The sequence below is a fragment of the Pseudomonas sp. 7P_10.2_Bac1 genome (genome assembly GCF_025465935.1).
Lineage (GTDB): Bacteria > Pseudomonadota > Gammaproteobacteria > Pseudomonadales > Pseudomonadaceae > Aquipseudomonas.
In genome coordinates, this window is sequence record NZ_JANLNV010000026.1 from 32,709 (window position 1) to 55,673 (window position 22,965).

The window sequence follows — 22,965 nt, forward strand, 5'->3', positions numbered from 1 at the left end:
GGAGCCGATGTGTGGTGATCTTGAGTCCGTATGCGGTCAGTTCCCTCTCCCTCCGGGTGAGGGCGCTCTTAAAAGCTGTGAACGTGCTTGCGCCGCTGCCACTGGTTGAGGCGCTGTTGCAGGGCTTGCGGGCTGTCGATGCCTTGGGCACGGGCGCGGTTGAACAGGATGAGGGCCAGTTCAGCAGTGGCCAATGCGTCAGCGCTGGCGTTGTGGCGGTCTTCGACATAGAGGTTGAAATGCTTGATCCACTGATCCAGCCCAGCCTCTCGCCCAGTGTGCTGCGGGCACAGCATGGGCGCCAGTATCGCTACGTCCATAAAGGCATGCTGCATGCGGTAATTCAGGCTGTCTTTGAGCGCGCGGGTAAGCATGTGCTGGTCAAATGGAGCGTGGAAGGCCAGCAACGGGCTGTCGCCAACAAACTCCATAAAATCCAGCAAGGCGTCGGCCGGGTCGCTGCCGGCGGCAATCGCACTGGGCCCCAAGCCATGCAGCAGAACGCTGGGGCTGAGCGGGTTGTCGGTGCGTAATAACGTGCGTTCGAAGGTCTGGCTGAAGTCGATCGCGCCGTCTTCGATCACCATCGCGCCAATCGACAAGACTTGGTCGCGATTGAGGTTCAGACCGCTGGTTTCCAGGTCCACCACGACCCAACGTTGGGCGCGCAACGTCTGCTCGCCCAACCCCGCCGACTCGGGCAAACGCAACAGGCGTTGCTGTTGGGCCAGACTCAAGGTCGGGGCTTTGCGGGGCAATAGCCAGGAGAACAGCTTCATAGCTGATACCGCAGGGCCAGGCTGCTTTGCAGACGCTGCGCCTGGCGCAGGGCTTCTCGCAGGATGCGCCGGTCCAGTTGGTTCAGCTGATCGGGGTCGACGCGGTTGGAGTACGGGCGGTTTTGCCGGGTCTGCAGTTGATGCTGTTGCATGCGCGTCTGCTGAATAAAGTGATACGCCTCTTCGTAGGCGGCCCCGTCCAGCGGTTCGATCACGCCCAGGGTGACGAGCTGACGCAGGCGCTCAAGGGTGTTGATGGCTTCCACGCCATTGGCCAGCGCCAGCAGACGGGCGCCGTCAACGAACGGCGCAAGGCCTTGGACCTTGAGGTCGAGGGTGGCCTTGTCGCCACCTTTGCGCTCTAGCACAAACTCACGAAAGCGCCCCACGGGCGGGCGATGGCGCAGGGCGTTGTCGGCCATCATGCGCTGGAATAAGCGGTTGTCGGCAACCTGCGTGAGGATCGTACGACGCAATTGCTGGCAACCCTGTTCATCACCCCAGACCGCGCGCAGGTCGAAGTAGATGCTGGAGCCCAGCAGGTTTTCTGGCGTGGCCTCGCGGATAAACGCGCTGAAACGCCTTGCCCATTCGGCGCGGGACAAACACAGCTCGGGGTTGCCAGCCATGATGTTGCCTTTGCACAGGGTGAAGCCGCAGGCCGCAAGGTGGGTGTTGATCTGTTGGGCAATCGGCAACAGGCGCTGGCGGATCTCGGCAGCATGCGTGGCGTCGGTGGCTTCAAACAGGATGCCGTTGTCCTGGTCGGTGTGCAGGGTTTGTTCACGTCGCCCTTCGCTGCCGAAGCACAACCAGGTGAACGGTACGCCGGGGTCGCCGCGTTCGGCCAGCACCAGCTCGATCACGCGGCACACGGTGTGGTCGTTGAGCAGGGTGATGATGTGGGTGATCTGAGTCGATGAGGCACCGTGTGCCAGCATGCGCTCGACCAACTGGCTGATTTCGCCGCGCAGGTTGATCAGGGTGTCCAGCCGTGGCGCATGGCGGATGGTGCGCGCCAGGTGCACCAGGTCGACGCGTTGCAGGGAAAACAGATCACGCTCGGACACCACGCCGCACAGGCGTTGCTCCTTGACCAGGCACACGTGGGCGATGTGCCGTTCGGTCATGGCAATCGCCGCGTCGAAAGCGCTGTGATCGGGCGACAGGTAGAACGGCGCCGCCGTCATGTGCGCCTCGATGGCCTGATCAAAATCTTCGATGCCGTTGGCCACCACCTGACGCAAATCGCGCAGGGTGAAAATCCCCAGTGGCGCCTTGAGTGGGTCAACGATCACGATGCTGCCCACTTGTTGCTCGTGCATCAGGCGTACGGCTTCGCGCAGGGCGGTCTGCGGGCTGCAGGTGACCGGGTGGCGCATGGCCAATTCGCCCAGGCGGGTGTTCAGCGAATACTGGGTGCCGAGGGTTTCAACGGCCTTTTGCTGCACCTGCCGGTTGACCTTGTCGAGCAAGCTGCTGACACCGCGCAGGGCGAAGTCGCGGAACTCGTCCGAGAGGGCAAACACCTTGATGAACGCAGCTTTGTTCAGTTGCAGGCAGAAGGTATCTTCGGCGGCCAAATGCTCTGTGCGGGTGGCGCGCTCGCCCAGCAAGGCGGCAAGGGGGAAGCACTCGCCCGCGGTGATCTCAAAGGTGGTTTCGGCAACACTGGCGCCCTGGTGATTGCGCTCGCCCACCACTCGGCCTTGCTTGACGATATAGAAGTGCTCGACCGGCCCGTCTTCGGGGTGAATGATGCTGTCACCGGGGCCATAGAAGCGCAGTTGGCACTGCTCGACCAAAAATGCCAGGTGGGTGTTTTCCATTTGGTTGAAGGGCGGAAATCGCTGCAAGAACTGCATGGTGCCGTGGATGTTCTGCAACACCGCCGTTTTACCTGCCTGGAGAAACGCATCCGATTTACTCATTACCGATACCGCATGATTAGCCGTTGTTGTTATGACGGGAGGTGGCCCCTACAGGCCTTCATGCTCGGTGGTCTGCACGCGGGTGCCCATTGGACGTAAGTCTAGAAAGCTCGATTTTCGACAACCTGCGCGCTTTTTGTGCTTTTCGGACGGCACCTACTTGGAAATAGGCGTGTCTAAGTGCACATTGAGCGAACTCGGAGATAACCGACTGAGCGACTTGGTTTTAACATTTTTGCCGTTTTGAGACGGATATGACAGAACACGACATCTTGAGTGACGCCGAACGTGAAGCCCTGAGCGAGGTGATGCTTGCCCCGCCGGAGGCCGAGCGCTGCGTATTGATCGTGGAAGATGATCCGCTCTCGCGTGAACTGTTGGCGGAGTTTCTGGCCTTGCATGGCATTGAATGCGCGACGGCCAGCAGTGAAGTGCAGGCGCTGGCGCTGCTGGAGTGCGGTTTGCCGATTGGCATGATGCTCACGGACTTGCGCATGGAGCCCCATGACGGCCTGCACCTGATCCGCACAGTGCGCGACTCGGCGGAGTGGGCTGAGTTGCCGATCATCATCATGTCGGGTGATGCAGGGGTGCGGGATGCGATTGAAGCGATGCACTTGAATGTTGTGGACTTTTTGCTCAAGCCCATCGACCCGGCCAAGCTGCTTGAGCTGATCAACCGGACACTCAACCTGTAGGCGCGAGCTTGTCTCGCGATCTTTTGATCTTCTAAAGATCGCGAGGCAAGCTCGCGCCTACAGGGTTACGAGGTTTTACAGGCCGTTTTTAGCCTTGAACTCACGACGACGACGGTGCAGCACCGGCTCGGTGTAGCCGTTTGGCTGTTTAGTGCCCTCAATCACCAGTTCGACCGCCGCCTGGAAGGCGATGTTGTTGTCGAAGTCCGGTGCCAGCGGGCGGTACAGCGGGTCGTTGGCGTTCTGACGATCCACCACCGGAGCCATGCGCTTGAGGCTTTCCAGCACTTGCGCTTGGCTGACGATGCCGTGACGTAGCCAGTTGGCGATGTGCTGGCTCGAAATACGCAGCGTCGCACGGTCTTCCATCAGGCCGATGTCGTGAATGTCCGGCACTTTCGAGCAACCGACACCCTGGTCGATCCAGCGCACCACGTAACCCAGAATGCCTTGAGCGTTGTTGTCCAGCTCGTTGCGGATTTGCTCAGGCGTCCACTGCGGGTTTACGGCCAGCGGTATAGTCAGGATGTCGTCCACCGATGCGGGAGCGCGCTTGGCCAATTCGGCCTGGCGGGCGAACACGTCGACCTTATGGTAGTGCAGCGCGTGCAAGGCCGCGGCGGTCGGCGATGGCACCCAGGCGGTGTTGGCGCCAGCCAGCGGGTGAGCGATTTTCTGTTCCAGCATTGCCGCCATCAGGTCGGGCATCGCCCACATGCCTTTGCCGATTTGCGCACGGCCTTGCAGACCGGTGCTCAAGCCCACATCGACGTTGTTGTTTTCGTAGGCCGAAATCCACTTTTCGGCTTTCATGTCCGCCTTGCGCACCATCGGCCCGGCTTCCATGGAGGTGTGAATCTCGTCACCCGTACGGTCGAGGAAGCCCGTGTTGATGAACACTACACGCTCGCTGGCGGCCTTGATGCATGCCTTGAGGTTGACGGTGGTGCGGCGCTCTTCGTCCATGATCCCGACTTTGAGCGTGTTGCGCGGCAGTTGCAGCACGTCTTCGATGCGCCCGAACAGCTCGTTGGTGAACGCTGCTTCGTCAGGGCCGTGCATTTTCGGTTTGACGATGTACACCGAGCCGGTGCGGCTGTTGCTGCGCGTGGTGTTGCCGTTGAGGCTGTGGATGGCCGCGAGGCTGGTCAGCAAGCCGTCAAGAATGCCTTCCGGCACTTCGTTGCCATCCTTGTCGAGGATCGCGTCGATGGTCATCAGGTGGCCCACGTTACGCACGAACAACAGCGAACGGCCATGCAGGCTGACGCTGCCGCCTTTGGGTGCGGTGTATTCGCGGTCCGGGTTCATGGTGCGGGTGAACGTGTCGCCGCCCTTGGTCACTTGCTCGCTCAGGTCGCCCTTCATCAAGCCAAGCCAGTTGCGGTAGATCACCACTTTGTCATCGGCATCGACGGCGGCTACGGAGTCTTCGCAGTCCATGATGGTGGTCAGCGCAGCTTCCATCAGCACGTCTTTGACGCCCGCCGCATCGGTTTTGCCGATCGGGCTGGTGGCGTCGATCTGGATCTCGAAGTGCAGGCCGTTGTGCTTGAGCAGTACGGCGGTCGGAGCCGACGCCGAACCGTGGTAGCCGACCAGTTGCGCGGTGTCGGCCAGGCCGCTGCTGGCGCCGCCTTTGAGGGTGACCTGCAAGGCGCCGTCAACAATGGCGTAAGCCGTGGAGTCAACGTGCGAACCGCTGGCCAGTGGCGCGGCTTCGTCCAGGAAGGCGCGGGCGAAGGCAATGACCTTGTCGCCACGGACCTTGTTGTAGCCTTTGCCCTTCTCGGCGCCATCGGCTTCGCTGATGGCATCGGTGCCGTACAACGCGTCGTACAGCGACCCCCAGCGGGCGTTCGAAGCGTTGAGGGCAAAGCGCGCATTCATGACTGGTACCACCAGTTGCGGGCCAGCCATGCGGGCGATTTCGTCATCGACGTTTTGTGTCGTTGCCTGGAAGTCTGCGGCTTCTGGCTGCAGATACCCAATGTCTTGTAGGAAGGCTTTGTAAGCCACGGCGTCGTGGGCCTTGCCGGCCTGCGCCTGGTGCCAGGCGTCAATGCGCGCCTGCAAATCATCGCGTTTGGCGAGCAGTGCTTTGTTCTTGGGAGCCAGGTCATGAATGACCTTATCGGCACCGGCCCAGAACTGGTCGGCGTTGAGGCCGGTACCGGGGATGGCTTCGTTGTTGACGAAGTCGAACAGGACTTTGGCGACCTGCAGGCCACCGACGTGAACGTGTTCAGTCATTGCTTGCCTCACTCATTGTTATTTAAAGCCTGGAGCGCTTCTCAAAACACCGCCTTGGCGGGGTTGTACGGGGTAAAGCAGACGCCTTGACCGACCTTGTTGCGAATTATGTAGTGGTCGCCGGGGCATACTACATGATCATTTGCCGATGTGAAAATCAGACTAACTACGTCGTTCTGCGACTTTTTTTAAGCTATCGGTCACGTAGAAGAACAGGATGTTCTCAAGAAATGTGCATGTTGTTCCAGATAAATCTAAAAACAGTACACAATTTTATTGGCGGGCGCGCGCAAGCGCGACGGGAGCAGGGCGCTCCCACCGCGATCAAGGGTTTAAATCAGGCTTTTCGGCGTAGGCTCAACCAGGCGTCGATGCTGTATACAACCAGACCGGCCCAGATAAACATGAAGGCAATCAAGGTGCTGTCGGACAAATGCTCGCCAAACACCCATACCGCGAGGATCAGCACCAGGGTGGGCGCGATGTACTGCATGAAGCCGATGGTGGTGTAGGGCAAATGCCGAGTAGCGGCGTTGAAACACACCAGCGGGATCAGCGTGGCGGGGCCGGCGGCGAGCAGCAGCCAGGCTTGGGAGGTGGTCCAGAACTCGGCATGGGCGCTATTGGCTTCTGGGTGAAACAACAGCCAGCCGAAGGCGATAGGCACCAGCATCCAGGTTTCGACCACCAGCCCTGGCAGTGCCTTGACCGGCGCCTGTTTGCGGATCAGCCCGTAGAAGCCGAAGGTCAGCGCCAGCACCAGCGACACCCAGGGCAGGCTGCCGGCCTGCCACACCTGCTCGGCGACGCCGATGGCCGCGAGGCCCACGGCAATCCATTGCAGGCGGCGAAGGCGTTCACCCAGCAGCAACAGGCCGAGCAGCACGTTCACCAGTGGGTTGATGTAGTAGCCCAGGCTGGCTTCGAGCATGCGGTCGTTGTTTACCGCCCACACATAGGTCAGCCAGTTGACCGCGATCAGCAGGCCGCTGCCAGCCAGCACCGCGAAGCGTTTTGGGTTGTCGCGCAGTTCTTGTAGCCAGCCTGGGTGCTTCCACACCAGCAGCAACAAAGCGCCGAACAATGCTGACCAGAGCACGCGGCTGACGATGATTTCGGCTGCGGGCACGCTTTCTAGCAGTTTGAAGTAGAGCGGGAACAGACCCCAGATGACATAGGCGCTAAGGCCTAAAATGTACCCGCGACGCGGGTTGGCGGCTTGCATGCAGAATCCTTGCTTAAGCAAATGACGGGTGCTGTACAAGCGAGCTTGCCTCGCGATCTTTTTAAAAGATCAAAAGATCGTGAGGCAAGCTCGCTTGTACAAAGGGCATCACTTTAAAACAGTTTCAGCGGTTCTTCATTCAGGGCTGCGAGCTGTTCGCGCAATGCCAGCACCTGGTCGCCCCAATACCGCTCGCTGCCAAACCACGGAAAGCTGTGCGGGAAGGCCGGGTCGTCCCAGCGCCGGGCCAGCCAGGCGCTGTAGTGCATCAGGCGCAAGGCGCGCAGCGGCTCGATCAAAGCCAGTTCGCGCGGGTTGAAGTCATGGAACTCGCTGTAGCCGTCCATCAACTCAGACAGTTGCCCCAGGCATTCCTGGCGATCACCGGCCAGCATCATCCACAGGTCTTGTACCGCAGGGCCCATGCGGCAGTCGTCGAGATCGACGATGTGGAACACCTCGTCGCGGCACATCATGTTGCCGGGGTGGCAGTCGCCGTGCATGCGGATGTTGCTGTGCGGGGTGGCGGCGTAGACGTCTTCGACCCGCTTGAGCAGGTCGCGCGCCACCGACTCGTACGCCGGTAACAGGCTGCGCGGGATGAAGTTGCCTTCGAGCAGGGTGTTCAGCGAGTCATGGCCGAAGTTCTTCACGCCCAAGGCTTCGCGGTGTTCAAAGGGCTGGGTGGCGCCCACCGCATGCAGGCGCCCGAGCAGTTGGCCCAGGCGGTAGAGCTGGTCGAGATTGCCCGGCTCAGGCGCACGCCCACCACGGCGCGGAAACAGGGCGAAGCGAAAGCCCTGGTGCTCGAACAGGCTTTGGCCGTTGTGAATGATCGGCGCCACCACCGGCACTTCGCAGTCGGCCAATTCAAAGGTGAACTGGTGTTCTTCGAGGATGGCGTCGTTGGTCCAGCGTTGCGGGCGATAGAACTTGGCGATCAGTGGCTGCGAGCCTTCGATACCCACTTGGTACACGCGGTTTTCGTAGCTGTTGAGGGCGAGCACGCGGGCATCGCTCAGCAAGTCGATGCTTTCGACGGCGTCGAGCACCAGGTCAGGGGTAAGTGCTGTGAACGGATGAGACATACTGACTCCTGCGCGCAGCTGGCTGCCGCGTCCGGCCAAGCATGTTAACGCAGACTGGCACCTGTAGGAGCGAGCTTGCCTCGCGATCTTTTAAAAGATCAAAAGATCGCGAGCAGTACGGGCCCATCGCTACGCGCCGACGATGCCGCCGTCTTCGCGGCTGATGGCCATGACCGAGGAGCGCGGCTTGCCGTTGGGCAGGTGCTCGGGGAAGGTCGAGCCGCCGTTTTCGCCGGGGTGCTGGATGCCGACGAACAGAGTTTTCTGGTCTGGCGAGAAGCTGATGCCGGTCACTTCGCAGCCGACCGGCCCGACCATGAAGCGACGGATCTCACCGCTGTCGGGGTCTGCGCAGAGCATCTGGTTATTGCCCATGCCCGCGAAGTCGCCGCTGTTGCTGTAGTCGCCGTCGGTCAGGATCCACAAGCGCCCGGCGTCGTCAAAGCCAAGGCCATCGGGGCTGTTGAACATGTTCTGCGGGGTGATGTTGGCCGATCCGCCTTTGGCCTGATCGGGGTGAAGCACCGGGTTGCCGGCCACGACGAAGAGTTCCCAGTCGAAGCTGTCTGCGCCGTGGTCACCGTTGTGGGCCTTCCAGCGCAGGATCTGCCCGTAGACGTTTTTTTCGCGCGGGTTGGGGCCGCCAGCGGGCTGTCCGTCTTCGCCGCGTTTGACGTTGTTGGTCAGGGTGCAATAGACCTGGCCGTCTTTGGGGCTGACCACGATCCACTCCGGGCGGTCCATGCGCGTGGCATTGACCACGCTGCCCGCGAGCCGCGCGTGGATCAGCACTTCGGCCTGATTGGCAAAACCATTGGTTTGATTGATGCCGTTCTTGCCGTGGCTCAACTCGACCCATTGGCCCTGGCCTTTGGGGCGGTCGGGGTTGTTGTCGCCCGCATCGAACCGCGCCACATACAGCGTGCCGTGGTCCAGCAGGTCACGATTGGACTTGGGGTTTTGGAGGTCAATCTTGTCGCGGCTGATGAACTTGTAAATGAACTCCCCGCGCTCGTCGTCACCCATGTACACCACCGCACGGCCGTCACGGGTTTGCGCCAGAGCCGCGTTCTCATGCTTGAAACGGCCCAAGGCCGTGCGTTTGACGGGTATCGACTGTGGATCGAACGGGTCGATCTCGACCACCCAGCCATGACGGTTGAGCTCGTTGGGGTTGACCGCCAGGTCGAAGCGCAGGTCATGCAGGTGCCAGTCGATCTCACGGCTGGCGGCTGTGACACCGTAGCGTTTTTGCGCGGTGTCGAAGGTTTGCCTGGGGTCGGAACTGCCGAAGCAGTCAGTGAAGTTTTCTTCGCAGGTCAGGTAGGTGCCCCACGGTGTCTTGCCGTTGGCGCAGTTCTGGAAAGTGCCCAGCACACGGCTGCCGTGGGTGTCGGCTTGAGTGCGCAACAACGCATGCCCTTCGGCCGGGCCGCTGAGGCGGATCGGGGTGTTGCCGTGAATGCGCCGGTTGAACGGCGAGTCTTGCACAAACTGCCAGCCATCGCCTTTGCGCTGCACTTCGATCACCGACACGCCTTCGCTGGCCTGGGCCTTGCGCACTTCTTCGGCAGAGGTAGGCAGGCCGCCGTGCGGGTAGAGGTACCGGTAGTTGGTGTATTCGTTGTTGATCGCCAGCAGGGCGCGGTTGGGGTCATCGGGGAAGGCGAACAGGCTCATGCCATCATTGTTGTCGCCGAACTGCACTTGCTGGGCGTCGGCGCTGCCATTGCCGCTGGGGTCAAAGGCCGGGCCGCCTGCGTGCAAGGGCTGGCCCCAACTGATCAGGACCGAGGCACGGTAGCCGGGTGGCAGGCTGAGGGTGTCGCCGGTGGCCGCGCTGATGCCGGTAAACCCCAACAAAGGGCTGGAGGCTGAGCTGACGCTGGCGGCCAGGGCGCTGCGGCTCAGCAGGTTGCCACCTAAAAACAGGGCGGCACCGCACAAGGCGCCGGCGCCGATAAACCCCCGTCGACTCAGGCCGACGATCTGCTCAAGGTCAGTGGCTTGTTGTTCTTCTAACAGGTTCATGGCGCGCAGGCTCTCTTTGGTTTTTGCGCAACCTTAAGCAGCGTTTATGACAGCGGTGTTGCAAAAAGCCCTCGCCCTGACCCTCCCCTGAAGGGAGAGGGGCCTGACCGCACGCGAATTCAAAAACAACGCCAATCAGCTCGCCCTCTCGCCGGCAGCAGGTTGAGGTGAGGGCGCTGGTTTAAAGCGTTAGCACGAGCCGCACCCGCGTCGGCGCGAAGGGCACGTTGACCGCGCTGCCGTCGTTCAACTGGAGTGTTACGAGGTGTTGCGGTTCATCAGGATGGCCCATCCGGCTTGGGCGTGCGCGCCAGGCAATACACATCCACCTGACGTGCCCCGGCCTGGCGCAACAGGCGGGCGAGGCTTTGCGCGGTGGCGCCGGTGGTCAGCACATCGTCCACCAGCGCCAGATGCAGGCCGCGGACTTGGACGTCCGGGGCCAGAGCGAAGGCGTGCAGCAAGTTGCGTTTGCGGGTCTTGGCGTCGAGCGCTTGTTGCGCGGCGGTGTCCTGGGGGCGCAGCAGCCACTGGTCGCGACACGGAATACCCAGATCGCGGCTGAGCCAGTCAGCCAGCATGGCCGCCTGGTTGTAGCCGCGCTGGCGCAAGCGTTTTAGAGACAGGGGTACCGGCAGCAGGAAGTCCGGCTTGGGGTCGCCTGTGCTGAAGCGATCATGCAGTGATTGGCCAAGAATATCGGCCATTAAGCGGCCATAAGGCCACTTGCTGTTGTGCTTGAAACGGATGATCAGCGTGTCGATGGGAAAGCCGTAGACCCATGGCGCGTGCACCGATTCGTAGGCTGGCGGTCGCTTGATGCACAGACCGCAGGTGAGCCCGGCCATCGGCAGCGGCAAGGCGCAGCGCTGACAACTGTCCCCCAGCCAAGGCAGTTCGAGCTCACAGGCCGCGCACAGTGGCAGCGGGGTATCTGAACGCTCGTCGCACAGCAAGCAGGTCTGGTTAATTAATAACCACTTGTCAACCAGTGTTGCTAAGCGTGGTTGACAACTCATGTCACATCCCCAAACATATCGCGCATCCGTGCAGTGCCTGAGGCGGTGGCTTCAGGTTCAAGTCAAAGCATAAACAAGAGAATCGCCGATGAGCGCCAGCACCCTTGCCAACTTGCGACATGATTGGTCTTTAGCCGAAGTTCGTGCGTTGTTTGTCCAGCCGTTCAATGACCTGCTTTTCCAGGCGCAGACCGTTCATCGCGCGCATTTCGACGCTAATCGGGTCCAGGTTTCAACGCTGCTTTCGATCAAAACCGGGGCCTGCCCGGAAGATTGCAAATATTGTCCGCAGTCCGGCCACTACAACACTGGCCTGGAAAAAGAGAAGTTGATGCAGGTGCAGGCGGTGCTTGAAGAAGCCGCTCGGGCCAAGGCCATCGGTTCGACGCGTTTTTGCATGGGCGCGGCCTGGAAACACCCGTCTGCCAAAGACATGCCCTATGTGCTGGAGATGGTCAAAGGTGTGAAGGCCATGGGCCTGGAAACCTGCATGACCCTGGGCAAGCTCGATCAGGAGCAAACGGCGGCACTGGCGCACGCGGGGCTGGATTATTACAACCACAACCTCGATACCTCGCCTGACTTCTATACCAGCATCATCACCACCCGCACTTACAGCGAGCGCCTGCAAACCTTGAGTTACGTGCGCGATGCGGGAATGAAGATCTGCTCCGGCGGGATCCTGGGCATGGGCGAGTCGCTGGATGACCGCGCCAATCTGTTGATCCAACTGGCCAACTTGCCCGAGCACCCGGAGTCGGTGCCGATCAACATGCTGGTGAAGGTGGCGGGCACGCCGCTGGCCAACGCCGATGACGTAGATCCGTTCGACTTTATCCGCATGCTGGCTGTGGCGCGCATCATGATGCCGCAAAGCCATGTCCGCCTGTCGGCCGGGCGTGAAGCCATGAACGATCAAATGCAGGCGCTGGCGTTCTTTGCCGGGGCCAACTCGATTTTCTACGGCGACAAATTGCTGACCACCGCCAACCCTCAGGCGGACAAAGACATGCAGCTGTTCGCGCGCCTGGGCATCTTGCCCGAAGCCGGTGAAGAACACGCCGATGAGGTGCATCAGGCGGCGATTGAGCAAGCGCTGATCGAGCAAAAATCCAGCGAGCAGTTCTACAACGCTGCGGTTTAAGCCTCTTAACTGTAGAAGCCAGCTCGCCTCGCGATCTTTTAACGATCAAAAGCTCGCCAGGTGAGCTGGCTCCTGCAGGTCTTGTGCAATCCTTTTTCGAGGCCAGCATGTCTTTCGATTTGAGCGCCCGTCTGGCCGCGCGTCGTGCCGACAATCTTTACCGTCAACGACCATTGCTTGAGAGCCCGCAAGGGCCGCAAGTGGTGGTCGACGGCCAGCCGTTATTGGCCTTTTGCAATAACGACTACCTGGGCCTGGCCAACCACCCGCTGGTGATCGAAGCCTGGCAGGCCGGTGCATCGCGCTGGGGCGTGGGTGGCGGCGCATCACATTTGGTCATCGGCCACAGCACCCCGCATCACGCGCTGGAAGAAGCACTGGCGGCGTTCACCGGTCGCCCGCGGGCGCTGCTGTTCAGCAATGGCTACATGGCTAATCTGGGGGCGGTCACGGCTCTGGTCGGGCAGGGCGATACGGTGCTCGAAGACCGTCTCAACCACGCTTCGTTACTGGACGCCGGTTTGCTCAGCGGCGCGCGCTTCAACCGCTATTTGCACAACGACGTGGCCAGTCTGGCCAAGCGGCTGGAGAAAGCCTGCGGCAATACGCTAGTGGTGACCGATGGCGTGTTCAGCATGGATGGTGATGTGGCCGATCTGCCCGCGTTGGCTCGCGAAGCCCGCGCCAAAGGCGCCTGGCTGATGGTCGACGATGCCCACGGGTTTGGCCCGCTGGGTGCCAACGGTGGCGGCGTGGCCGAGCATTTTGGTTTGAGTGTGGACGATGTGCCGGTGCTGATCGGCACGCTGGGCAAGGCCTTTGGCACCAGCGGTGCATTTGTGGCGGGCAGTGAAGCGTTGATCGAAAGCCTGATCCAGTTCGCCCGGCCGTATATCTACACCACCAGCCAGCCCCCGGCCCTGGCCTGCGCCACCCTTAAAAGCCTGGATTTGCTGCGCAGCGAGCACTGGCGCCGTGAACACCTGAACAACCTGATTCGCCAGTTTCGTCAGGGCGCAGAACAGATCGGTTTGCAGTTGATGGACAGCTTTACCCCCATCCAGCCGATTGTGATCGGCGACAGTGGCCGGGCGTTGCGTTTGTCAGCGATGTTGCGCGAGCGTGGTTTGCTGGTGACAGCGATCCGTCCGCCGACGGTGCCGGCAGGCAGTGCGCGTTTGCGCGTGACCTTGTCGGCGGCCCACACAGAGGCACAGGTGCAGCTATTGTTAAATGCACTGGATGACTGTTGGCGAAAGCTGGAGCCCGACCATGCGTGATCGTCTGATTTTGCTGCCCGGCTGGGGCTTGGGGATTTCCCCGCTGGAACCTTTGGCCGCAGCCTTGCGCGGCCTGGATGAGCATTTACGGGTCGAGATCGAACCGCTGCCGGTGCTGGAGTCTGCACAGCTGGAGGACTGGCTCGACGAACTGGATGCCAACCTGCCCGACAACGTCTGGTTGGGCGGCTGGTCGCTCGGCGGGATGCTCGCCAGTGAGCTGGCGGCGCGCCGGGGCGATCGCTGCTGTGGTTTGGTCACGTTAGCCAGCAACCCGAGTTTTGTTTGCCGTGAGGACTGGCCAACGGCGATGCCCAACGCCACCTTCGAGGCGTTTATCTCAGGCTTCGCCGAAGCGCCGCACAGCACCTTAAAACGCTTTGGCCTGCTCTGTAGCCAAGGCGCGACGGACCCGCGAGGCATGGCGCAATTGCTCATGGGTGCGGCACCCAAAGCGCAGCCGGCACCCTTGCTGGCCGGGCTGGAATTGTTGGGCCAACTGGATGTACGCCCCGCCTTGCAAGCATTCAACGGGCCGCAACTGCACCTGTTTGCCGGTGCGGATGGGCTGGTGCCTGTGGCGGCGGCCGAAGCGTTGCTGGCGTTGTTGCCCGATGTTGAAGTGGGTCTGATTGAACAGGCCTGTCATGCCTTTTTACTGGAAGCGCCCCACGAACTGGCGGCCGCGATCCAGGCTTTTTTACATGAGCTGGACGATGACTGATCTAAGTGTGGCAACGTTGGCAGGCCACCTGCCGGACAAGCGTCAGGTGGCGGTGTCGTTTTCGCGTGCGGCGGCCAGTTACGACAGCGTGGCCGAGCTGCAACGTGACGTCGGGCAAGCATTGCTGGCGCGTTTGCCAGCCGATCTGGCGCCGCAACGCTGGCTGGACCTGGGTAGCGGAACGGGCTATTTCAGCCGGGCCTTGGCGCAGCAATTTCCCCACAGTGAAGGGCTGGCGCTGGACATCGCTCAGGGCATGCTGGCATTCGCCCGCCCCTTTGGAGGCGCGCAGCATTTTATTGCGGGCGATGCTGAAAGCCTGCCGCTGCAATCAGAGAGCTGCGAGCTGATTTTTTCCAGCCTGGCGTTACAGTGGTGCAGTGATTTTGAGCGGGTGCTCAGTGAAGCCCATCGCGTACTCAAGCCCGGCGGCATACTGGCGTTCGCCAGCTTGTGCGTTGGCACGTTGAGCGAGTTACGCGACAGTTGGCGAGCGGTGGACGGGCAAGTCCATGTGAATCGCTTTCGTGAATTGGGCACGTATCAGCAGTTGTGCGCCGACAGCCCTTTGCGTGTGCTCAACGTGCAGAGCCAGCCACATGTGCTGTACTACGCGCAATTACGCCAACTGACCCATGAACTGAAATCATTGGGTGCGCACAATCTGAACCCGGGTCGCCCTGCGGGGTTGACCGGCAGAGCACGGCTACAGGCGTTGGTCAGTGCGTATGAGCATTATCGTCAGCCTAAAGGGCTACCGGCGACGTATCAGGTGGTCTACGGCATCTTGGAGAAAACGTGATGAGCCCAGCGTATTTCATTACGGGAACCGACACCGATGTGGGTAAAACCACGATTGCCGCCGGTTTGTTGCATGCCGCCCGTGAAGCCGGCTTGAGCACCGCCGCGGGCAAGCCGGTGGCTTCCGGTTGCGAGATCACGCCACACGGCTTGCGCAATGCCGACGCGCTGGCGCTGATGGCCGAGAGTTCTGTGGTGTTGAGCTATGAGGAGGTCAATCCGGTGGCTTTTGAGCCGGCAATTGCCCCGCACATTGCTGCCCGGGAAGTCGGCGTGGTGGTGAATGTGCACTCCTTGCTGGAACCCATGCGCCATATTCTGGCCCTACAGGCGGATTTCACCCTGATTGAAGGGGCGGGCGGCTGGCGTGTCCCATTGTCGGGCCAGGACAACTTGTCGGATCTGGCTCAGGCGCTCGATCTGCCGGTGATTCTGGTGGTAGGCGTGCGCCTGGGGTGCATCAGCCATGCCCTGTTGACCGCCGAAGCCATCGCCCGTGATGGCCTGCAACTGGCGGGCTGGGTGGCCAACATCATTGGCCCAAAAAATTCGCGTCTTGAAGAAAACCTCGCCACCTTGGCAGAACGTCTCCCGGCGCCGTGCCTGGGCCGCGTGCCAAAACTCAAGACCGCCTCGGCGCAAGCGGTGGCAGAGCACTTGCAACTGGATCTGCTGGACTGAGCCCTAGCTGCGGGCTTGCCTCGCGATCTTTTAAAGATCAAAAGATCGCGCGGCAAGCTCGTTCCTACAGGATTCGATGACACTTCTACTCTCTGTGATCTGTTCGTACCAAGACGAACGGAGGCTTCGCGCTGCTTGACAACAAATGGGCGTAAACGTATGTTTCAAACACCTGTTTGACCGCTATAACAAATCTACGCGGTTGTTCATCCCCGGATTCATCAGCAGAGGTTTATCGCTATGCCTGATTACAAGGCCCCCTTGCGTGATATTCGCTTCGTTCGTGACGAACTGCTCGGTTACGAAGCGCACTATCAGAGCCTGCCGGCTTGCCAGGACGCTACTCCAGATATGGTTAACGCCATTCTTGAAGAAGGCGCCAAGTTTTGCGAGCAGGTGCTGGCACCGCTGAACCGCGTGGGTGACACCGAAGGCTGTACCTGGAGCGAGTCCGGGGTTAAAACACCGACGGGCTTTAAAGAAGCCTACAAACAATTCGTTGAAGGTGGCTGGCCAAGCCTGGCTCACGACGTCGACCACGGCGGCCAGGGCCTGCCTGAGTCTCTGGGCCTGGCCGTGAGCGAAATGGTCGGCGCTGCCAACTGGTCGTGGGGCATGTACCCAGGCTTGTCGCACGGTGCGATGAACACCATCTCCGAGCACGGCACTCCTGAGCAGCAAAACACCTACCTGACCAAGCTGGTTACCGGCGAGTGGACCGGCACCATGTGCCTGACCGAATCGCACTGCGGTACCGACCTGGGCCTGCTGCGCACCAAGGCTGAACCTCAGGCTGATGGTTCGTACAAGATTTCCGGCACCAAGATCTTCATCTCGGCCGGTGAACACGACATGGCCGACAACATCGTCCACATCGTTCTGGCCCGCCTGCCGGATGCACCGGCTGGCACCAAAGGTATCTCGCTGTTCATCGTGCCCAAGTTCAAGGCCAACGCCGATGGCACCTTGGGTGAGCGCAACGCCGTGTCCTGTGGCTCGATCGAGCACAAAATGGGCATCCACGGCAACGCCACCTGCGTGATGAACTTTGACGGCGCCACGGGCTTCTTGATCGGTCCGCCGAACAAAGGCCTGAATTGCATGTTCACCTTTATGAACACCGCGCGTCTGGGTACTGCATTGCAAGGTCTGTCCCACGCTGAAATCGCCTTCCAGGGCGGCTTGAAATATGCGCGTGACCGTCTGCAAATGCGTTCGCTGACTGGCCCTAAAGCCCCTGAAAAACCGGCTGATCCGATCATCGTTCACCCGGACGTGCGTCGCATGCTGCTGACCACCAAGGCGTTCGCTGAAGGCAACCGCGCCATGGTGTACTTCACCGCCAAGCAAGTCGACATCGTGAAATACGGCGTTGATGAAGAAGAGAAAAAGAAAGCCGACGCCCTGCTGGCCTTCATGACTCCGATTGCCAAGGCCTTCATGACTGAAGTCGGTTTTGAAGCAGCCAACCACGGCGTACAAATCTACGGTGGCCACGGTTTTATCGCTGAGTGGGGCATGGAGCAGAACGTTCGCGACAGCCGTATCTCGATGCTGTACGAAGGCACCACCGGTATTCAGGCACTCGACCTGCTGGGCCGTAAAGTGCTGATGACTCAAGGCGAAGCGCTCAAGGGCTTCACCAAGATCGTCCACAAGTTCTGCCAGGCCAACGAAGGCAACGAAGCGGTCAAAGAGTTCGTCGCGCCATTGGCTGCGCTGAACAAAGAGTGGGGCGAGCTGACCATGAAGGTCGGTATGGCGGCCATGAAAGACCGTGAAGAAGTGGGTGCGGCCTCGGTCGACTACCTGATGTATTCCGGTTATGCCTGCCTGGCGTACTTCTGGGCTGACATGGCGCGTCTGGCGGCTGAGAAGCTGGCAGAAGGCACCTCTGAAGAAGCCTTCTACAAAGCCAAGCTGCAAACTGCGCGCTTCTACTTCCAGCGCCTGTTGCCGCGTACCCGCACTCACGTTGCGGCCATGTTGTCGGGTGCTTCCAACCTGATGGACATGAAAGAAGAAGACTTCGATCTGGGCTACTAAAACCCGGTGAGTCACCTCTGAAAAGCCGCTTTTCCTTCGGGAAAGCGGCTTTTTTGGTTTTAAATCTGCAGGGGCGAGCTTGCCTTGCGGTCTTTTTAAAGATCACAAGATCGCGAGACGAGTTGGCTCCTACAAAATATTGTGACCAGTATGTATGTATTGGTCACAGCTTGACCCTATGTATCGCTCTCGTCGTTAAGCTAGACTGGTTCGCACATTAATCGTCGTTTACAGATTACGAGGTTTGCCATGGCTGATTACAAAGCGCCCCTGCGTGATATGCGCTTCGTCCTCAATGAAGTGTTCGAGGTTGCTTCTCTCTGGGCGCAACTGCCTGCGTTGGCAGAGTCCGTCGATGCTGAAACGGTCGAGGCCATTCTGGAAGAAGCGGGCAAAGTCACCGCTAAAAGCGTCGCCCCATTGAGCCGCAGTGCCGATGAAGAAGGCTGCCACTGGAATGACACGGTGGTCACCACCCCCGCTGGTTTCGTCGATGCCTATAAAACCTACGCCGAAGGTGGCTGGGTGGGTGTAGGCGGTAACCCTGAGTTCGGTGGCATGGGCATGCCCAAGGCGGTGTCGGCGCAAGTTGAGGAAATGATCAACTCTTCAAGTCTGGCGTTTGGCCTCTATCCGATGCTGACTGCAGGCGCCTGCGTATCGATCAATGCCCACGCCAGTGAAGAACTCAAAGCTACTTACTTGCCGAACATGTACTCGGGCCAATGGGCCGGCTCCATGTGCCTGACCGAGCCGCATGCCGGCACCGACCTTGGGATCATCCGCACCAAGGCCGAGCCGCAGGCCGACGGTTCTTACAAAGTCACCGGGACCAAGATTTTCATCACCGGCGGCGAGCACGACCTGACTGAAAACATCATCCACCTGGTACTGGCCAAACTGCCGGACGCACCGGCCGGGCCTAAAGGTATCTCGCTGTTTCTGGTGCCCAAAGTGCTGGTCAATGCCGATGGTAGCCTGGGCGAGCGCAACCCGGTGTTCTGCGGCTCGATTGAACACAAAATGGGCATCAAGGCGTCGTCCACGTGTGTGATGAACTTCGATGAAGCCGTTGGCTATCTGGTGGGTGAGCCTAACCGTGGCTTGGCGGCAATGTTCACCATGATGAACTACGAGCGTCTGGGCGTCGGTATCCAGGGCCTGGCCTCTGGCGAACGTTCGTACCAGAACGCTGTGGAATATGCCCGTGATCGCCTGCAAGGGCGTGCGGCTACCGGTGCTCAGGCCAAGGACAAAGTGGCCGACCCGATCATCGTTCACGCCGACGTGCGTCGCATGTTGCTGACCATGAAAGCGGCCAACGAAGGCGGGCGTGCGTTCTCTACCTATGTGGCCAACCAGCTCGACATTGCCAAGTTCAGCGAAGACCCGGCCGCGCGTACACGGGCTGATGGGCTGGTGGCCTTGTTGACGCCAGTGGCCAAGGCCTTCCTGACTGACCTGGGGCTGGAAACCACGGTTCACGGCCAGCAGGTGTTTGGTGGCCATGGGTACATTCGCGAGTGGGGCCAGGAGCAGTTGGTGCGTGATGTGCGCATCACTCAGATCTACGAAGGCACCAACGGTATTCAGGCGCTGGACCTGATGGGGCGCAAGATCGTGGGCAATCGCGGGGCTGACTACCGTGAGTTTGCTGACGAGATTCGCCAGTTCATCGCCTCGGCGTCGGATGCGCTAAACGAGTTCACCCAGCCCCTGGCGGCGGCACTGGATAACCTTGATGAATTGACCGCCTGGGTGCTGGATCGCTCGCAACACAACCCGAATGAAATTGGCGCCGCGTCGGTCGAGTACCTGCAGGTTTTTGGTTACACGGCGTATGCGTACATGTGGGCACTGATGGCCCGGGCAGCGTTGGGCAAAGTGGCCGATGATGCTTTTTATGCCAGCAAGGTGGGCACTGCACGCTTCTATTTCGCACGTTTGCTGCCACGCATCCATTCGTTGAGCGACTCGGTCAAGGCGGGCAGCGAGTCGCTGTATTTGCTGGATGAAGCACACTTTTAAGGTGTTTAGTACGTTGTAAGCATTTACTTACATTACGTGCTGACAATCGCCCATATCGCCAATTGGGCTCGATGGGTAATCTAGCTTTCAAGGACGTAGAGCAGGAAGCTCAAAGCAACAACACGGACACGTAGGATTCCGCCAGGATGGTGGAGAGAAAAGGATGTCAGGGAAACAGTCTGTAAAGCCCCGCTTAGGCGGGGTTTTCTTTTTTCTGCGCAAAAAAATTAATGCATATCTTCGGCGCGTGCATTACGCGTAGCAGCTGACGAGCCTGTGAGGCTGCGCAGCAGTCGTTAAACCCAGTACTGCGGTGTGTCAATTTGATCTTCACTGGGTCTTTACGATCGCCTCGCCATCGGACGCAGCCTCGCAGGCTCGTCTGCGGCTACGAAATCCGCTTGCGGCGCCTTATGAGATCGGCGTGTCTTCGTGGTGCATCACGTCTTCCAGCAAGCTGCGCAATAGCTCCAAGGTGGCTTGCTGGCGCTGGACATCGCGGCACACCAGGCCAACTTTCAGCGGCACGCGGGGTTCGCTCAGGGGTTTCCAGAGCAGGGCCTGATGGTCATTCTCATGGCGCGAGCGCCCCGGTAGCACCGTCGCCAACTTGGCATGCAGCAAGCTGTCGAGAATCCCGGCCATGGTGTTCAGCTCGGCCTGCACGTGGGGGCGACGTCCCAGGCTCGCCAGTTGGGTCTGCCAGATCTGGCGCACCTGAAACTCCTCCCCCAGCAGCAACATCGGCAACTCGGCGGCCTGAGTCAGTGACACCTTCTTGAATTCCCGCAAGGGATGATCCGCCGGGATCACCAGTTGCAGTTCATCTTCGTACAGCGGCGTGCCATGCAACCCCGGCTGGCGAGGCGGCAGGTAGCTGATGCCGATGTCGAGTGATCCATTGAGCAAGCGTCGTTCGATTTCCATCCCTGTGAGTTCGTAAATCTGTACCACCAGGTGCGGTTGGGCCTGGCGCACGCGCTCAAGCATTTGCGGCACGAGACTGGTGTGCACGGTTTGCAGCACGCCGATGGCAATGGTGCGCAGCGCGTGCCCTTGGAAGTTACGCAGCGATTCTTTGGCGCGCTGCAAGCCATCGAGCAGCGGCAATGCGTGGTTGTACAACGTGTGGGCCGCCAGGGTGGGCAACAGCCGCTTGCTGCTGCGCTCGAAGAGGGTCACGTCCAGGTTGTGTTCGAGCTGTCGGATCTGTTGTGACAGCGCCGGTTGGGAGATCGACAGGCGCTCGGCAGCACGGCCCACATGGCCTTCTTCGTACACCGCGACGAAATAACGCAGTTGCTTGAAATCCATAAGTATTACTTATCGAAAATGCTTAAAAAACGAAATAGCTCAAAGGCCCGTGGGCGCCTAGTCTACGCCCGTTCCATTGGGGGTATCGAGTAAATACGCGAGATAAACAGCCCCTGTGGAGCGCTCATTTACATAGGCAAGGCTAAAAACCCATCAGAGGTTTTAGCGCCCGGGCCGTGCCGGGGCGGTTGCAAATCGAATCTGCTTATGAACACAAGGCCTGCGTGCATGAATTTGTTTAACTTGCGTCGCCCCCACGCCAATCTTGATCAACTGGTGGCTGAGTCTTTGCCAGCGCACACCAGCAACCCCGAGTCCCGTCGTTATCTGATGCCCAGCGTTGAACGCCCGGCGCAGGTGTTCGTGCGTGGCCAGGGCTCCTGGATGTGGGACAGCGATAGCCGCGCCTATCTGGACTTCACTCAAGGCGGCGGAGTCAACAGCCTGGGCCACAGCCCGGCGGTGCTGGTCAAGGCCTTGGCTGACCAAGCCCAGTCATTGCTGAACCCTGGCGCAGGCTTTTTCAACCGCGCCATGCTGACTCTGGCCGAGCGCCTGTGTGAAAACACCGGCAGCGATCAGGTGCATTTTTTAAACACCGGGGCCGAGGCCAACGAAGGGGCGATCAAGCTGGCGCGCAAGTGGGGCCAACTGCACCGCAATGGCGCCCATCGGATCATTACTGCGACGCGCAGTTGTCACGGTCGCAGCTTTGGCGCGATGTCCGCTTCGGGCACTGGCACCTTTGATAATCGCTTTGAGCCGCAACTGCCGGGCTTTATCAACGTGCCGTTCAATGATTTGCCTGCGCTGCATGCGGCGGTGGATGCACAGACTGTGGCCATCATGCTGGAACCGGTGCAAAGCGACGCGGGCGTGATCCCGGCGACCGAGCATTACCTCAAGGGTGTGGAGCGTCTGTGCCGCGAGCTGGGCATTTTGCTGATTCTGGATGAAGTCCAGACCGGCATGGGCCGCTGCGGGACATTGCTGGCAGAGCAGAACTACGGTGTTCGCGCCGACATCGTCACTCTCGGCAAAGGCCTGGGTGGCGGTGTGCCCTTGGCGGCGTTGTTGGCGCGGGGCAAGGCTTGCTGCCTGGAGCCGGGCGAGTTGGGCGGCACCCACCATGGCAACGCGTTGATGACAGAGGCCGGGGTAGCCGTGCTCGACACGGTCCTGGAAAAAGATTTTCTGAAGCACGTTCGTGAGGCTGGCCAGTACCTGCGTGAAGGGCTGGGGCGACTGGCCAATAGTTATGCACAGGGTGAGTTACGCGGTCAGGGTTTGTTCTGGGGCCTGACGCTGTCGGATAACTCTGCCGCTGAGGTGGTGAAGGCCGCGTTATACGAAGGCCTGCTGATCAGCGCCCCGCAACCTGACTGCCTGCGCTTTACGCCGGCGCTGTGCGTCAGTAAAGGCAATATCGACGAGATGTTGCTGCGTCTGGCCCGGGCTTTTGCCCGCGTGCGCACAGCGCAACTGCAATGCCGTCGGGGTGTTGCCGTCTGATACGCACTGCGCATTAAAGAACCGTCTCGCGGTGTACCGCGTCGCCCTGTGCCTGTTTCGTTCGGCGCGGGGCGTTTTTTTTTGTCTGGGGAAAAATCTGCGCAGAACCTTTTCTTGGCAAGCTGAATCGATTAAGGTTGGAAAAGTGTGATCCAGTTAACAATAAGGAGCTAAGTGTATGGAATTACTAAAAATCATCTTTGCCATTTTGTTGCCGCCATTGGGCGTGTTCATGCAGGTGGGTTTTGGCGGTGCCTTTTGGCTGAACATCCTGCTGACCCTGTGCGGCTACATTCCGGGGATCGTGCACGCGGTGTATATCATCGCCCGGCGTTCAAATTAATGGCCTTCTGTAGGAGCGAGCTTTCAAAAGATCGCGAGACGAGCTTGCTCCTACAGAAAGAAAACGTG

Annotated in this window: 18 protein-coding genes; 10 read left to right on the forward strand and 8 right to left on the reverse strand. The window is 60.1% G+C overall.

Annotation, left to right across the window (positions count from 1 at the left end; genetic code table 11):
- Positions 1-68: 68 nt before the first annotated feature.
- Both NTD86_RS05825 and NTD86_RS05830 read right to left on the reverse strand, forming a co-directional pair.
- Complete coding sequence (locus NTD86_RS05825; protein WP_262201204.1) at positions 69-779, reverse strand: PolC-type DNA polymerase III; 711 nt, start codon at positions 777-779, stop codon at positions 69-71.
- The gene (locus NTD86_RS05830) at positions 776-2,710 is read right to left on the reverse strand and encodes a putative nucleotidyltransferase substrate binding domain-containing protein (protein ID WP_262201205.1); all 1,935 of its coding nucleotides are present in this window, start codon (positions 2,708-2,710) and stop codon (positions 776-778) included. Before NTD86_RS05830 ends, NTD86_RS05825 begins: the two co-directional genes overlap by 4 nt.
- 254 nt (positions 2,711-2,964) lie before the next feature.
- Between NTD86_RS05830 and NTD86_RS05835 the strand changes: the two genes are divergently transcribed.
- Complete coding sequence (locus NTD86_RS05835; RefSeq protein WP_262201206.1) at positions 2,965-3,408, forward strand: response regulator; 444 nt, start codon at positions 2,965-2,967, stop codon at positions 3,406-3,408.
- Positions 3,409-3,483: 75 nt separating this feature from the next.
- On the opposite strand, the gene NTD86_RS05840 is transcribed toward NTD86_RS05835, so the two are convergent.
- The 5 genes from NTD86_RS05840 to NTD86_RS05860 all read right to left on the reverse strand — a co-directional run bounded on the left by NTD86_RS05840 (position 3,484) and on the right by NTD86_RS05860 (position 11,024).
- Complete coding sequence (locus NTD86_RS05840) at positions 3,484-5,661, reverse strand: malate synthase G (RefSeq protein ID WP_262201207.1); 2,178 nt, start codon at positions 5,659-5,661, stop codon at positions 3,484-3,486.
- 337 nt (positions 5,662-5,998) lie between these two features.
- A complete protein-coding gene (gene rarD / locus NTD86_RS05845) occupies positions 5,999-6,886 on the reverse strand; it encodes an EamA family transporter RarD (RefSeq protein ID WP_262201208.1) in 888 nt (295 codons plus the stop codon).
- Between the two features lie 113 nt (positions 6,887-6,999).
- Positions 7,000-7,974, reverse strand: a complete 975-nt coding sequence (locus NTD86_RS05850; protein ID WP_262201209.1) for a serine/threonine protein kinase — start codon at positions 7,972-7,974, stop codon at positions 7,000-7,002.
- 129 nt (positions 7,975-8,103) lie between these two features.
- The gene (locus NTD86_RS05855) at positions 8,104-10,005 is read right to left on the reverse strand and encodes a PhoX family protein (RefSeq protein WP_262201211.1); all 1,902 of its coding nucleotides are present in this window, start codon (positions 10,003-10,005) and stop codon (positions 8,104-8,106) included.
- 278 nt (positions 10,006-10,283) lie between these two features.
- A complete protein-coding gene (locus NTD86_RS05860) occupies positions 10,284-11,024 on the reverse strand; it encodes a ComF family protein (protein ID WP_262201212.1) in 741 nt (246 codons plus the stop codon).
- A gap of 88 nt (positions 11,025-11,112) precedes the next feature.
- Between NTD86_RS05860 and bioB the strand changes: the two genes are divergently transcribed.
- From bioB to NTD86_RS05895, 7 genes are all read left to right on the forward strand, one after another.
- Positions 11,113-12,168, forward strand: coding sequence for a biotin synthase BioB (gene bioB / locus NTD86_RS05865; RefSeq protein ID WP_262201213.1), 1,056 nt, complete (start codon positions 11,113-11,115; stop codon positions 12,166-12,168).
- Between the two features lie 107 nt (positions 12,169-12,275).
- Complete coding sequence (gene bioF, locus NTD86_RS05870) at positions 12,276-13,448, forward strand: 8-amino-7-oxononanoate synthase (RefSeq protein WP_262201214.1); 1,173 nt, start codon at positions 12,276-12,278, stop codon at positions 13,446-13,448.
- On the forward strand, positions 13,441-14,172 hold the full coding sequence (locus NTD86_RS05875; protein WP_262201215.1) for an alpha/beta fold hydrolase: 732 nt from the start codon (positions 13,441-13,443) through the stop codon (positions 14,170-14,172). Before bioF ends, NTD86_RS05875 begins: the two co-directional genes overlap by 8 nt.
- Entirely contained in the window at positions 14,165-14,974 is an 810-nt protein-coding gene (gene bioC / locus NTD86_RS05880) for a malonyl-ACP O-methyltransferase BioC (protein ID WP_262201216.1), read from the forward strand. The genes NTD86_RS05875 and bioC overlap by 8 nt, the downstream gene beginning before the upstream one ends.
- On the forward strand, positions 14,974-15,654 hold the full coding sequence (gene bioD, locus NTD86_RS05885) for a dethiobiotin synthase (protein WP_262201217.1): 681 nt from the start codon (positions 14,974-14,976) through the stop codon (positions 15,652-15,654). The genes bioC and bioD overlap by 1 nt, the downstream gene beginning before the upstream one ends.
- 240 nt (positions 15,655-15,894) lie before the next feature.
- Positions 15,895-17,700 (forward strand): phenylacyl-CoA dehydrogenase, encoded by a 1,806-nt coding sequence (locus NTD86_RS05890; RefSeq protein ID WP_262201218.1) that lies wholly within the window; start codon positions 15,895-15,897, stop codon positions 17,698-17,700.
- 249 nt (positions 17,701-17,949) lie between these two features.
- Positions 17,950-19,728 (forward strand): acyl-CoA dehydrogenase C-terminal domain-containing protein, encoded by a 1,779-nt coding sequence (locus tag NTD86_RS05895; RefSeq protein ID WP_262201219.1) that lies wholly within the window; start codon positions 17,950-17,952, stop codon positions 19,726-19,728.
- 411 nt (positions 19,729-20,139) lie between these two features.
- Here NTD86_RS05895 and NTD86_RS05900 read toward each other — a convergent pair whose 3' ends face one another.
- On the reverse strand, positions 20,140-21,042 hold the full coding sequence (locus NTD86_RS05900) for a LysR family transcriptional regulator (RefSeq protein ID WP_262201220.1): 903 nt from the start codon (positions 21,040-21,042) through the stop codon (positions 20,140-20,142).
- A 228-nt stretch (positions 21,043-21,270) separates the two neighbouring features.
- Here NTD86_RS05900 and NTD86_RS05905 point away from each other — a divergent pair, with 228 nt between their 5' ends.
- Both NTD86_RS05905 and NTD86_RS05910 read left to right on the forward strand, forming a co-directional pair.
- Entirely contained in the window at positions 21,271-22,554 is a 1,284-nt protein-coding gene (locus tag NTD86_RS05905) for an aspartate aminotransferase family protein (protein WP_262201221.1), read from the forward strand.
- 178 nt (positions 22,555-22,732) lie between these two features.
- On the forward strand, positions 22,733-22,897 hold the full coding sequence (locus NTD86_RS05910; protein ID WP_262201222.1) for a YqaE/Pmp3 family membrane protein: 165 nt from the start codon (positions 22,733-22,735) through the stop codon (positions 22,895-22,897).
- Positions 22,898-22,965: the final 68 nt, after the last annotated feature.